Source organism: Galactobacter sp. (assembly GCF_022712295.1).
Lineage (GTDB): Bacteria > Actinomycetota > Actinomycetes > Actinomycetales > Micrococcaceae > Galactobacter.
In genome coordinates, this window is sequence record NZ_JALAGT010000088.1 from 27,491 (window position 1) to 40,296 (window position 12,806).

A 12,806-nucleotide genomic window follows, 5' to 3' on the forward strand; every position below is an offset into this window, starting at 1 on the left:
TGCAAGCAGCCTAATGGAACTCGGTACCAAAAAGCGAAACCCAGTTTCACTGCCCGACGGTGGTGCTCGCCTCAGGCGCGCCCGCCTCCGTGGGCGCGCAGCGCCTGCTCCACCTGCGAACCGACCTCGGCCGGGTCGCCGGAGCCTGCCACCACCACGACCACCGGCGCCTCCGCAGCCGGGCTGGGGAGCGAACGATTGATCACGTCGGTCAGGGCCGCCTTCAGCGCGCCCCGAACGGCGTCGTCGGGCTCTCTGGTCCACGCTCTCAGATGATCATTGTGGACCGCTACCGTGGAGGCCGCCAGGCCTACGGCCCAGGTACGGGTCGAATCGGGGATCGGCCCGCGAGCGTGGGGTCCCAGACCCTCCGGCACGGGGGAATCGTTGAGCAGAAAATCGCGGAAGAGACGCTCGAAGCGATGCGTGGTGACCAGTTCACGGTCACGCAGGGCAGGGACCTCATGCAGCAGATCCCACCGGACCTCGGCCAGGTCAGGGTGTGCGGTGTGGTGATCGAAGACGCTCAGTGCTGCGGGAATCAAGGCGTGCGGGCCATCGTCCGCATGGACCTTCAGAGCCAGCGAGGCCGCCGCGAGTCGTTCCTCCTGATCGGCGAAGACCATGCCTTCCTTGGAGTGGAAGCGCCGGAAGAAGGTGGAACGGCTCAGGCCGGCGGCGGCGGCGAGATCGTCCACGCTGGTGGTATCGAATCCGCGCTGCAGCAACAGCCGGAGCGCCGCAACGGGGACCAGATCAGTGCGTGCCATGGGTGGTCTCCTGTTCTTCTGGGTGAGCATGGTTGCGCGCTTCTGGATCGTCCTGCGCCCGCGCGGCCTCGGCCCGGGTGGAAGCGCGTGGGGCAAAGCACAGGGCCACGAGGGCCCCGAGCAGGGCCGCGCAGGCCGGCACCAGGACCGAGACCCCGTAGGCCGAGGCAAAGGCATGATGCAGGAAGTCTGGCACGTCGGTTCCGCCGCTGCTGCCTTGAGCCGTGAGGTGCTGGGCCTCCCGCTTGGCCGCTGAAGGCAAGCCAGCGGTAGCGCCGCGCACCTCGGACTCGATCTGGGCTTGCATGACCCAGGCGATGACGGCGGAACCGATCACGGAGCCCACCTGTCTGGTGGTGTTGAAAACGCCGGAACCGGCTCCGGCATCCGCTTGGGTGAGGTCGCGGTTGTTGGTCAGGGAGATCGAGGGCCACACGGCGGCAGAGCCGATGCCCATGACGGCGGAGGACAACAAGAGCCAGATGAGGTCGGCCTGCTGGACCAAGCACCAGGAGGACGCGAACATTCCCGCGGCGAAGATCGCGAAGCCCGGAGCGGCCATCCACTTGGTGTCCACCCGGGAAACCATGGAACCGGCCAGCGGGGAGGCCAGGATCGAGACCACGGACATGGGCGCCATGACCAAGGCCGCCTGGGTGGGTGAGAAACCGTCCACGGTTTGCAGATACAGCACCACGGGCAACCCGAAGGTCGTCACGGCGATCCCCATACAGGTGGCAGTGAGGTTGGCCAGGGACACATTCCGGGAACGGAAGAGATGCAGCGGTAGCAGTGGTTCCTTCGAGTTCACGGACTGCCACCAGATGAACACGCCAAGAATCACGCAGCCGGCCACGATGAACTCCCAGGCCGTGAACGGCCCCCAGATGCGGCTCCAATCGTGGCTCTCACCCTGCTGGATCCCGAAGACCAGGAGGAACAGCCCCACCGAGGAGAGAACAACCCCGAGCAGGTCGAAGCTGTGGGAATGCACGGGCAACTTGGGAATCCAGATGGCGACCATGATGAAGCAGAGCACGCCCACCGGCAGGTTGACGAAGAAGATCCACTCCCAACCCAGGGCATCGACCAGGACACCGCCGAGCAGCGGGCCCGCGAGCGTGGCCACGCCTGCGGTGGCGCCCCAGACCGCCATCGGCGCGCCACGCTTCTCAGGCGCGAACATGCGGGTGATGAGGGTCATGGATTGAGGACTCAACAATGCGGCACCCAGACCCTGAACGGCGCGGGCGGCGATCAACCAGGCCACCGAGGAGGAGAGCCCACACCACAACGAGGCCCCGGTGAAGATCACCAGCCCCAACACGAAGATGTTCTTGGCTCCGAATCTGTCGCCGAGCCTGCCGGAGACCAGCAGGGGCACTGCATAGGTGAGCAGGTACGCGCTCGTGATCCACACGCCCGCGTTGAGATCGGCGTCCAACTCGGTCATCATCCGCGGCAGCGCCGTCACCACGATGGTGGTGTCGACCAGGAGCATGAAGAAGCCGAGCAGGAGCCCCACCATGGCCTTCCACGCCTGGGAAGCGGGAAGCCAAGGAGACGCTGCGGCGGGGGATGAGGAACTCACCGGTCAACTCTAGTGCGTGTCCGGTGAGTGGAGAGCGAGTACACAGCGCGCGGTTGGTACTCATCCGGGGTGGATGTGCCACCCTTGAGTTCATGCAGTCCGCGTTCCTTTCTCTCGCCAAGACGCCGACACCCACCCCGGATGCCACCACGGACGACCCCACCGGGTCGGGTGAGTCCTCCACCGACCCGAGCGGCGCCACCAGCACCGATCCAAGCGGGTACCCGACCGACCCGAGCACGGACCCGGTCATTCCGCTCACGCCGGAGCTCAAGGAAGTGGTCTCCGACGCGCCGGACTACCTTCGTCCCGTCCTCTCCATCCTGATCCCGGTGGGCGCGGCAGCGCTGATCACGGTGGTCGCCGGGTACATCATGATGCGGCTGCTGCGGAAGGTCCCCGCCGTTCAGACGCAGGCCAAACGCATGCTGCTGCCCGTGTTCTGCCTGATGCTCTCGCTCGGCCTGGTGATCGGTACCGACGGGTTGATCTCGAATGACACCGGGAACCAGGTGGTCCAGGCCATCCTGAAGGTCACCATGATCGTGTGCATCACGTGGACCGTGGTCACGCTGATCTCCGTCTTCGAGCGTTCGGTCCTGGCCCAGCATGTGGACGACCCGGCGGACGTCACCTCCAAGCTGGCCAAGATGCGCACCCAGGTCACGTTGCTCAAGCGTGTGGCCACCGCCGTGGTGCTGGTGCTCGGTATCGGCGGAGTCCTGTTGATGATCCCAGCGGTGCAACGGCTGGGAACCACCATCCTGGCCTCCGCCGGTCTGGTCTCCGTGGTGGTCGGCCTCGCCGTCCAGGGTGTGCTCGCCAACGTCTTCGCCGGGTTGCAGGTGGCCTTCACGAGTTCCATCCGCGTGGACGACGTGGTCTTCGTGGAGGGTCAGCAGGGCAAGGTCCACGAGATCACCCTCACCTATGTGGTGATCGCGATGGCGGACGGCCGCAGCATGATCCTGCCGAGCACCTACTTCACCACCACCCCCTTCGAGAACTGGTCTCGCGAATCGAGGGAGCTCAATGGCACGGTGATCTTGGACCTGACCTGGGACGCACCCGTGGACTGGATCCGCCACCGCGTGGAACAGCTCGTGGACGCCTCAGAGTTGTGGGACGGGCGCAGCGTGGACACGTCGGTCAGTAATGCCGAGGGGGGACTGATGCGGATCAACATCGTGCTCTCGGCACGCAATGCCGGGGACCTCTGGACCTTGCGCAATCTGGTCAGGGAGAAGCTCATCACCGAGCTGAAGCAGAAGTACCCGAGTTCCCTACCGGTGCCGCAGATCCAGCGTCCACCCCAGGCCTGAGCCGCCGGTTCATCCTCTGGTCTGACCCGGAGGCCGCTGAATCCAGACCCTGCTCCGACGCGGCGCCACCCTGCCCGCCACCAAGCTTGGATCATGACGCATCAAGCCCCGTGGCAGCAGCCACCGTCCCAGAACCAGACGCCCACTCGAATCGCGGCCCGCGGCCTGCTGAAGACCTATGGCACCACCCACGCCCTGGCCGGCGTGGACCTTGACGTGGCTCCGGGGGAGGCGCTCGCCGTGATGGGCACCTCCGGCTCCGGCAAGTCCACGCTGCTGCTGACGCTGGCTGGAATCGAACGCCCGGATGCCGGCCAGGTCGATTACAACGGCTCCGGCGGCAGGAACATGGACATCGCTGCCCTGAATGAGGGCGAAAGGTCCAAGCTGCGTCGCGCCGAGTTCGGCTTCGTCTTCCAGGAGGGCCTGTTGATCCCCGAACTGACCGCGGTGGAGAACGTGGCCCTGCCGCTCATGGTGGCAGGTAGTCCACGCCTGAGCGCGGAGACCCAGGCGGCCGGCTGGCTGGCACAACTCGGTCTGGCCGGCATGGAGACCCGCCGGCTCAACGAACTCTCGGGTGGCCAGGCACAACGAGTGGCCATCGCCCGGGCTCAGGTGGGTGGCGCCCGCGTGGTCTTCGCGGACGAGCCGACGGGCGCTCTGGACTCCCGCACCTCGTCAGAGGTCATGGACGTCCTGCTGACCTCCACCGTGGGTCGAGGGGCCACCCTGATCGTGGTGACACACGACGCGCAGGTGGCGGCTCGGTGCGACCGCACCGTGACGATGCAGGACGGGCGGTTGGTGGGATGACCCCGATTCGGATCTCATGGCTGCTGCGCCGCAGCACCGATCGACGTGCCGCGTCGCTCGGCTCGGGCGCCTATGCGCTCGTCACGACGCTGGTAGCGCTGACCATGGCGGGCGCCCATTCGTTCTTGCGCTGGGACGACGACGTCGGTGCGGGCCTCCAAGGACTGGCAGCGTTGGCGCTCGTGTTGCTGGTGGTCCCCTTGGTCTATCTCGGGGCTGCCGCGGCACGACTCTCGGCCCGGGCCCAGGACCGCAGGCTCTCCACGTTGCGGTTGGTGGGGGCCACCGGCCAGCAGGTGGCGGGCGTGACGGTCCTCGGCGCAGCGGCGGAGGCCGCGCTCGGCGCCGTTGCTGGACTGGTCGCGGGCGCGGCGCTGGCACCCGCCGTCGGGCTGATCCACTTCCGCGGTGAGGCGATCGGCACGGCCATCTGGATGCCGTGGTGGTTGGCCGCACTCGTGATGGTGGCCGTGGTGATCGTGGCCGCGGTCTCCGCGCTGGTAGGGATGCGGCGCGTGCTGGTGACTCCACTCGGCGTGCGGACTCGGGCGGCACGCCCGGTGCCGGGGTGGCTGCGCCTCGTGATTGCTGCCGGCCTCGTGGTGCTGGGCATGATGGTGACGTCCTCGACCTCCACGTTGGGCCAGGTGGTGGGCGTGGCCGGAGTGGTCATCGCGATCCTCGGGGTGTTCCTTGGCGGCTTCGTGGCACTGAATGCCGTTGGCCCCTGGGTGCTCGGTGTGTGGGCGCGGCGCAAGCTCCGCTCCGCCTCGAACGCAGCATCGCTGCTTTCGGCCCGTTCGGTGCTCGACGACGCGGCCGCCACCTGGCGGCAGGTGTCCGGTGCCGCGATGGCCGGCTTCGTCGCGGTGGTGGGCGGCGCGGGCGCCGCCCTGAGCAAGGGCCTGGATTCTGAGCCCTCCACCGACGTCGTCAGCGGTGTGGACGTGCGCACAGGCGTGATCGTGACGCTCGTGATCGCCTTCGTGGGCGTCGCCAGCACAACCCTGGTCTCCCAGGCCGCCACGGTCCTGGACCGCGAGGACCTGGACCACTCGCTGTGGATGATGGGCGTTCCGCCGGAGATCCCCGGCAAGGCCAGGGTGCAGGGGCTCATGGGGCCACTGGTGCTGACGCTGCTGGTGGCGGTGGTGGCCTCCGCGACGCTGCTGTTCCCGTTGGTGGGGATGAGCCTGATCACGGACCCCGTGACACTGTTGGTGGTTGCACTGGTCTGTGTGCTCGGCGTCCTGACGGTCAGGGTGGCGGCGGTGGTGGCGGGCCGGGTGGCTACCCGGTAGGCCGGACGCCGCTCAGTAGTAGACCGCGATCCGCCCACGCTCGGTGGAGACCACGTCCACTTGAGTGTTGAACACCTCGGTGAGGATCTCGGGGTCCATGACCTCCTCCGCCGTTCCGAAGTGGGCCACCTGGCCGTTCTTCATGGCGCAGATATGTGAGGCGTAGCGGGCGGCGAAGTTGATGTCGTGCAGCACGATCACCACGGTCTTGCCCTGTTCCTTCACGAAGGTGTCCAGCCGGCGCATCATGGCGGCTGAATGTTCCATGTCCAGGTTGTTCAACGGCTCGTCCAACAGGATGCAATCCGTGTCCTGGGCCAAGACCATGGCGACGTAGGCGCGCTGGCGCTGACCGCCGGAGAGCTGGTCGAGGTAGCGGCTCTCCCGTTCCGAGAGACCCATGAAGTCGATGGCCTCGGAGATCTTGTCCTCGTCCTCCGAGGTGAGGTGCCCCTTGGAGTAGGGGAAGCGGCCGAAGCCCACCAGCTGGCGTACGGTCAGGCGGGTCACGAAGTGGTTTTCCTGCCGCAGGATGGAGACCACCTTGGCCATGCGCTTGGAAGGCGTCCTCGAGACGTCAAGGCCATCCACGGTGATGGAGCCGGCGTCGGCCTGCATGAGGCGGCCGATCATGGTCAGCAGCGTGGACTTGCCGGCACCATTGGGACCCACCAGTGCAGTGATGCCGCCCCTGGGGATCGACAGATTCACGGGCCCGATGGTGACTTCGTCGCTGTAGCGGCGCATCACGTCGTCGAGCCGGATCATGTGTGTCGGGCTTGCAATGCGCGTATCGGCACTCATGCCAGGCGCCCCTTCCGGAGGATGTAGACCAGGAAGGCGATGCCTCCCACGAGTTCGATGATGATGGAGACCGAGCCCTCCGCCGGGAAGACGTGCTTCAGGACGAAGTAGGCGCCGCCAAAGACCACGAAGGCCAACAGGGCCCCCATGGGGAAGAGCAATTTGTGGTCGTAGGTGTCTGCCAGCTGGTAGGTCAACATGGCAACCAGGAATCCGAAGAAGGTCATGGGGCCGATCAACGCTGTGGAGACGGACACCAAGATGGCCACGAGCACCAGCACCAAGATGGTGAAACGCTGGTGATGAAGGCCCAGGTTCACGGCGGTGTCCCGGCCGAGGGCCAGCACGTTCAGCCGTCCGGAGAGTGCGTAGAGCACCACGGAACACACCACGACCGCGGGGATCGCGAGACCCAGTTTCCCGACGTCGGCGTTGCCCACCGAGGCGATCTGGCGTGCCAGGAGCAGGTCGAACTCGGCAGGATCGAGGAGCCGCTGCATGAAGGTGGACAGGGAGGCCAGACCTCCACCCAGTACCAGTCCCACCAGCAGGGTCACATGGAGATCGGCGCGTTTGCCGGTCAGCAGGAACCCATAGAGCAGACAGGCGAAGATCACCATGATCAGGACCTGGAGCACGAATTGGAGTTGACCGGACAGGAAGGTGACTCCGGCAGCACCGAGCAGGAAGACCATGCCGGTCTGGATGACCCGGTACAACGACTCGAAGCCCAGGATGGAGGGCGTGAGGATGCGGTTGTTGGTCACGGTCTGGAAGGCGATCGTGGCCACTGACTGGGCCACAGCGACCACGGCGATCACGCCGAGGGCGCTCACGCGCATCTTGGAGATGATCCAGAAGCCCTCGGTGCCGAAGGGAAGCGGGTTGTCCCAGGCCATGGTCAGGAACACCACCGCGGCGGCGGCGATCACCAGGGCGATGATGGAGATCAGGTAGCGCAGCTGGTGACTGCGGCCGGGGAGGGGCCCCGAGTGTCGACGGGCGGGGGAGATCGGTTCAGCGGACAACTTTGCGCCCCTTCAACAACAGGGTGATGAACACGACGGAGCCGGCCACGCCGAGGATCAGGGAGACCGGGAGCTCGAACGGGGAGATCACCGTGCGACCTAGCAGATCGGCCACGGTCACCATGCCGATTCCGCCGAGGGCCACCCAGGGAAGGTTGGAGCGCAGGTCGTCGCCGCGGAAACGTGAGACCAGGTTGGGGACCACGAGCCCCAGGAAGGGCAGGTTGCCGACCACCACGGTGATGATGCCGGTGGTGACGGCGATCAGGCCGGTGCCGAGCAACACCACGCGATCGTGGTTGAGGCCGACGCTGGTGGCCATGTCCCGGCCCAGCCCGGCCACGGTGAAGCGGTCCGCGGTGATGAAGATGATCACCACCACTACGGCCACGGCCCAGATGGGCTCGTACTGTCCACGCAATACCGAGGTGAACGAGCCGGTGAACCACACCTCGAGGGACTGCACGGCGTCGAAGCTGAGCGCCACGTAGTTCGCCACGGAACCGACGACGGCACCGAGCATCATGCCGACGATGGGTACCACCACGGAGGATTTCAGGGTCACCCTGCGTACAAAGGCGAAGAAGAGCATGGTGCCGATGAACGAGGCCACGATGGCGCCGCCCATCTTGGCCAGTACGGGGGCGGTCGGATCGATGATGTAGACCAGCAGCAGCCCCAGCCCGGCCCATTCGGTGGTTCCGGTGGTGGTGGGTTCCACGAAGCGGTTCTGTGTGACCATCTGCATCACGAGTCCGGCCATGGCCAGTGCGGCACCAGCCAGCAGGAGTGCGATGGTGCGGGGCACGCGAGTGATCATGAACATCTCCCAGCCGTCCCGCCCGGAGAGAATGTTGTACTCGCCTACACAGAGGCTGGCGATGAGGAGGCCCGCCACGACGGCCACGCCGATGATCAGGGGCCAGGTGAAGAGGCGTTGCTTCTTGCGCGGGCGTCGCTCTGGTGGCGCCTCTGGGTCCTGCGACGGTTCGGTGCTGGTGCTCATGCGTCCGCTTCGGTGGGGTGTGAGTGCGTTGGTGCGTGACGTGTGTAGGCGGCACCCCATGGGATGCCGCCTACACACTCAGGACGTCGACTGACGGTGATCCAGAGGAGCGTCAGGGGTCACTTGGCTGCGGAGAAGGCCTCTTCGGCCTGATTGAAGATGTCCGTGTACATCTCGATGCCCTCGTCCAGGTACAGGTCGGCGGGCAGGTAGATGATCTGGTCGTTCTTGACGGCCGTGGTGTTCTTCAGCGCGTCCGACTTGGTCAGCAGATCCTTGGCAGGGGTGTAATCCTCTGCGGCCTCTCCACCCTTGGCGGCCAACGGAGCATCGCGGTCGAGCACGATCATCCAGTCCGGGTTGGCCTTGGCGATGGCCTCGACGGAGATGTCGTTGCCCTTGTCGGTGGAGTCCCCACCCTTGACCTCCAGCGCGGGCTTCAGATCCAGGGCCTCGAACAACGGTGAGGCACCTCGACCCTCGGCCGGGTCGGAGAAGTTGATGTCGCCGCCGGAGGTGGTGATGCCCATCGTGGTGGCCTTGCCGTCATAGGCCTCCTTGGCCTTGGCCTGAGCGTCCTCGAACTCCTTGATCTTGGCCTTGGCCTCATCTTCCTTCTCGAAGATCTTGCCGAGCTGCTCGGTGTGGCGCACCAGGTTGTCGATGTGGCTCTCGTCGTCCTTGCGGTCGAACGTGACCACAGGGGTGTCGGGCAGGAGCTTCGCGATCTTGTCCTGGTACTGCCCGTAGCGGTAGCCGTTGATGACCAGGTCCGGCTGGGCGGCAACGAGCTGTTCCAGATCCGGCTCCACGTGCAGCCCGGTGTCCTTGATGGACTTATCGTCAGTCCACTCCCAGTCCTTGGGCATCAGGGAACGAGCGGCGGCAACGGGCTTGAGATCCCAGTCCATCAGGGTGCGCATCGAGAGGTTGTCGGTGACCGCGTACTGCTTCGGCGGGTTGGGGACCTCGACCTCACCGCTGTTGTCCGTGATGGTGATCGTGGAGGACGAGCCCGAGGCGCCGGTCTTGTCGTCGCCGGAGTCGGAGGAGCCGCAGGCGCTGATGAACAGCAGGGAGGCGGCGGCGCTCAGTGCGCCGAGGGTACGAATGGAGGACTTCATTGATCGTCTCTTCGTTAGGAGGCAAATGACCGGTCACCCTGCAGAGGTAGGCGTGTCAACTTTCAAGAGGTGACACCGCTGTGTCCTAATGGGCAACAGAACCAGCATAAGAGGGGTCAAAAGCTATTCACAATCCAAACCTTCGTCGGACGATAACGGTGTTGGATGGTCGCAGAGGCGGTTTTGCCTGAGATCACGCGGGACCCGGGATGCCGACATGAAATGCGTCACGCGTGCAGTTCATGTCGCCTGGTGGAGTCATCAGCGATCCACGACGCGCTCCACGGTGCTCTTGGGCAGTACGTTCGCCACGACCCGCGCGGTCTTGTAACGCAGCGACGGAGTGGAACGCGACTTGCCCGCCGCGGAATCCGAGAGCGCCTGGCGCACCACCTTCTCCGCCTTCAGCCAGCCGATCCTGGGGAACTTGGAGGTGTCCTGGCCGCTGCGCTCGTGGAACTCGGTACGAGTCAGTCCGGGGCAGAGTGCAGTGACTGCTATGCCGGAACTCGCGTAGTGAAGGTTGGCCCATTCGGAGAAATTGACCATGGCGAGTTTCGCGGCGGAGTAGGTTCCGCGCGGTGTGAAGGCCGCGGCAGAGGCCACGTTGATGATCCGTCCTCCGCCGCGCTGCAGCATGGTGGAGAGCGCGGCATGGCAGAGCCGCAGCGGGACTTGGGTATGGATACGCCAGTGGTCGCGCTCCTGATCCCAGGTGGTCTTGTCGAAGGACTCGCCCAACCCGTAGCCGGCGCTGTTGACCAGCAACTCCACCGGATCGACGTGGGAGAGCAGTCGTGACTCCACGGCCTGCTGCCCGTCCTCCGTGAGCAGGTCAGCCACCAATCCCTCCGCATGGATGGAGTAGCGCGATTCCACTTCCTCGCACTTGGCCGCCAGTCGCTCGGCGTCGCGGGCAACGAGGATCAGGTGGCGGCCCTGGGCCGCTACCTGTGAAGCGAACTCTGCCCCGATCCCGGAGGTGGCCCCGGTGATGAGGGCGGTGCGGTGGGCAGTGGCGTCAGACGGGGAAGGGGTCGACATGCCACCTACAGTAGTCAGCCCTCCTCCTCCAGGAGGGCCAACTGGGCCGCCACGGTGTGTTCGGCGGCCTTGCGCACGGACGGATCCACGTCCGCATAGACCAGGTCGGTCACCTGCCCGACGCCGATGGCCTTGTCTGCCGCACGCAGCTCCGCCACCGCGTGGCGCACCTGGTCGAGGCGCTGCGCCCGGTGGGCGCGATAGCTGTGAGCCAGAGAGTCCACGGGCCCTGGGAACCCGCCGTGGGCCGGCAGCGCGGGGATGGGCCCCAGCTCGGCCAACCGCTCCAGGGACCGCAGATAGTCGCCGAGCCGGCCGTCGGGATGGTCGATGATGGTGGTGCCATGACCCAAGAGGGTGTCCCCGGTGAGGACGCCGACCGGGCCACCTTCATCGTGGAGCACCAGCGACACGGAGTCCGAGGTGTGCCCAGGAGTGGCCAGGACGCGTGCGAAGGCGAGGGTGCCGCCCAAACGGATCGACGCGCCGTCGGACAGGGGATCCGCGCCCACGCTGAACCGGGCATCGTGGCCGCGGGACGCGGCACCGGTGGCCGCGCGCAGCCGTGCCAAGCCACCCACATGATCGTGGTGGCGGTGGGTGACGAGGACGGACTCGATGGGGCCAACGGCAGCGATCGCGGCCTGGTGGCTGGCGTCGTCGTCCCCTGGGTCCACCACGATCCAACCGTCGGCGCCGGGCAGGAAGTAGGTCTGGGTTCCCTCGAGGCTCATGGGTCCCGGGTTGTTCTGCAACAGGTATCCCACCCCCGGAACGGGCGTGGGGTGTAGCGGAGAAGGTAGGAGACTCGTCACGCTCCCCAGTATGCACGGGTCGGTTCTCGGTAGGATCGCAGGTGTGTTCGTTAAGCGTGAATCCCTGAAGTCCCCCCTGACCCTCGCTGCGATCCTGGCACTGGCGTTTGCGTTCATGGCACCGGTGTTCGTGGGATCCGCGTCCGCGCACTCGCAGCTGATCGACGGCGACCCGCGGGACGGGACCACCGTGAAGAAGGCACCCGCAGCCATCACCCTGACCTTCAACGAGGACCTCCAGGACCTGCCCGGGTCCAAGTCCAATCAGATCGTGGTGCTCAACCGCGACGGTGACGAGGTCACCGCCGGGGACGTCGAGGTGGACGGACCCAAAATGAGCCGGTCGTTGGGCAAGCTTCCGGCAGGCACCTATGACGTGCAGTGGTCCGCGCTGTCCGCGGACGGTCACCGGATCAGCGGCGACGGGAACTACGCCTTCACGGTCACCGAGGGTGAGGAGGCGCCGGCCACGAGCCAGGCGCCGGAAACCAGCGAAGCAGCCGCTTCCGGCGAAGCGACCGCGAACTCGGAGGCCGCCGAGTCGTCCTCATCCGTGGCGATCGCCACCAAGGACGATCCGGCGGGAACCGTCCGGCTCATGTGGATCATCGGCGGCTGCCTGGTGGTGGCCGTGCTGCTGGGGATCGTCCTGCAGCTGACCCGCAAGAAGAAGACGAATCACTGACCGGTGTGCGCAGCACCCTGTCCGTGGCGACCGTGCTGGGGTACGGGATGTTCCTCGGTCAGTTTCCCCAGGATGCGGGCCAGATCGGCCGCGTCCTGCGGCGAGAGCGAGGCGAAGTACTCGGTTCCCGCCTGATCTCGTAACTCGCCGACATGAGCCTCGACATCACGTCCGGCCTGTGTGGCCGTGATGAGCATGGCACGCTTGTCCTCCGGGTGCGGAGAACGGCTCACCAGGCCAAGTTCCTCCAGTCGCCGCACCACCTCCGCGGCCGATCGGGGCGCGATGTGCAGTGCCTCCGCCAGGTCCCGCTGTCGCAGCGGACCCCGATCCGTGACTGCATCGGTGGCCCGAGTGCTTCGGATGATGATGTTCAGCGCCCTCCACTCGTGCGGCGTGATGCCGTGGGGCTCCAGCTCCTGGATCCAACTGCGGCGCAGCCCCCTCGAGACGGCGTGGACCAGGGAGGGGAGGGATGCGTCGATTTCGCTCATGATGAA

13 protein-coding genes are annotated in these 12,806 nt (G+C 66.1%); 4 read left to right on the top strand and 9 right to left on the bottom strand.

All coding sequences use genetic code 11. The features are described 5' to 3' along the window. Window positions 1–71: 71 nt before the first annotated feature. Both Q0A15_RS06780 and Q0A15_RS06785 read right to left on the bottom strand, forming a co-directional pair. Complete coding sequence (locus Q0A15_RS06780) at window positions 72–770, bottom strand: TetR/AcrR family transcriptional regulator (RefSeq protein WP_291278766.1); 699 nt, start codon at window positions 768–770, stop codon at window positions 72–74. Next, window positions 757–2,361 (bottom strand): DHA2 family efflux MFS transporter permease subunit, encoded by a 1,605-nt coding sequence (locus Q0A15_RS06785; RefSeq protein WP_291278767.1) that lies wholly within the window; start codon window positions 2,359–2,361, stop codon window positions 757–759. Before Q0A15_RS06785 ends, Q0A15_RS06780 begins: the two co-directional genes overlap by 14 nt. Window positions 2,362–2,453: 92 nt before the next feature. Between Q0A15_RS06785 and Q0A15_RS06790 the strand changes: the two genes are divergently transcribed. The 3 genes from Q0A15_RS06790 (at window position 2,454) to Q0A15_RS06800 (ending at window position 5,800) form a co-directional block, all read left to right on the top strand. Then, a complete protein-coding gene (locus Q0A15_RS06790) occupies window positions 2,454–3,683 on the top strand; it encodes a mechanosensitive ion channel domain-containing protein (protein WP_291278768.1) in 1,230 nt (409 codons plus the stop codon). Between the two features lie 93 nt (window positions 3,684–3,776). After that, a complete protein-coding gene (locus Q0A15_RS06795) occupies window positions 3,777–4,499 on the top strand; it encodes an ABC transporter ATP-binding protein (RefSeq protein ID WP_291278769.1) in 723 nt (240 codons plus the stop codon). Next, a complete protein-coding gene (locus Q0A15_RS06800; protein WP_291278770.1) occupies window positions 4,496–5,800 on the top strand; it encodes an FtsX-like permease family protein in 1,305 nt (434 codons plus the stop codon). Before Q0A15_RS06795 ends, Q0A15_RS06800 begins: the two co-directional genes overlap by 4 nt. A 12-nt stretch (window positions 5,801–5,812) precedes the next feature. Here Q0A15_RS06800 and Q0A15_RS06805 read toward each other — a convergent pair whose 3' ends face one another. From Q0A15_RS06805 to Q0A15_RS06830, 6 genes are all read right to left on the bottom strand, one after another. Further along, window positions 5,813–6,568 (bottom strand): ABC transporter ATP-binding protein, encoded by a 756-nt coding sequence (locus tag Q0A15_RS06805; protein ID WP_291278792.1) that lies wholly within the window; start codon window positions 6,566–6,568, stop codon window positions 5,813–5,815. A 32-nt stretch (window positions 6,569–6,600) separates the two neighbouring features. After that, window positions 6,601–7,632 carry an iron chelate uptake ABC transporter family permease subunit gene (locus tag Q0A15_RS06810; protein ID WP_291278771.1) on the bottom strand — a complete coding sequence of 344 codons (1,032 nt, stop codon included), beginning with the start codon at window positions 7,630–7,632 and terminating at the stop codon, window positions 6,601–6,603. Further along, the gene (locus Q0A15_RS06815; protein WP_291278772.1) at window positions 7,622–8,638 is read right to left on the bottom strand and encodes an iron chelate uptake ABC transporter family permease subunit; all 1,017 of its coding nucleotides are present in this window, start codon (window positions 8,636–8,638) and stop codon (window positions 7,622–7,624) included. Before Q0A15_RS06815 ends, Q0A15_RS06810 begins: the two co-directional genes overlap by 11 nt. A gap of 119 nt (window positions 8,639–8,757) precedes the next feature. Then, the gene (locus Q0A15_RS06820; RefSeq protein ID WP_291278773.1) at window positions 8,758–9,762 is read right to left on the bottom strand and encodes a siderophore ABC transporter substrate-binding protein; all 1,005 of its coding nucleotides are present in this window, start codon (window positions 9,760–9,762) and stop codon (window positions 8,758–8,760) included. Window positions 9,763–10,023: 261 nt separating this feature from the next. Further along, window positions 10,024–10,806 carry an SDR family oxidoreductase gene (locus Q0A15_RS06825; protein ID WP_291278774.1) on the bottom strand — a complete coding sequence of 261 codons (783 nt, stop codon included), beginning with the start codon at window positions 10,804–10,806 and terminating at the stop codon, window positions 10,024–10,026. A 14-nt stretch (window positions 10,807–10,820) separates the two neighbouring features. Beyond that, on the bottom strand, window positions 10,821–11,540 hold the full coding sequence (locus Q0A15_RS06830; RefSeq protein WP_291278775.1) for an MBL fold metallo-hydrolase: 720 nt from the start codon (window positions 11,538–11,540) through the stop codon (window positions 10,821–10,823). A gap of 124 nt (window positions 11,541–11,664) precedes the next feature. Here Q0A15_RS06830 and Q0A15_RS06835 point away from each other — a divergent pair, with 124 nt between their 5' ends. Continuing rightward, complete coding sequence (locus tag Q0A15_RS06835; protein ID WP_291278776.1) at window positions 11,665–12,306, top strand: copper resistance CopC family protein; 642 nt, start codon at window positions 11,665–11,667, stop codon at window positions 12,304–12,306. Here the strand turns inward: Q0A15_RS06835 and Q0A15_RS06840 are convergent. Then, window positions 12,300–12,800: a MarR family winged helix-turn-helix transcriptional regulator gene (locus Q0A15_RS06840; RefSeq protein ID WP_291278777.1), complete on the bottom strand. Its 501-nt coding sequence runs from the start codon at window positions 12,798–12,800 to the stop codon at window positions 12,300–12,302. The genes Q0A15_RS06835 and Q0A15_RS06840 overlap by 7 nt on opposite strands. Window positions 12,801–12,806: the final 6 nt, after the last annotated feature.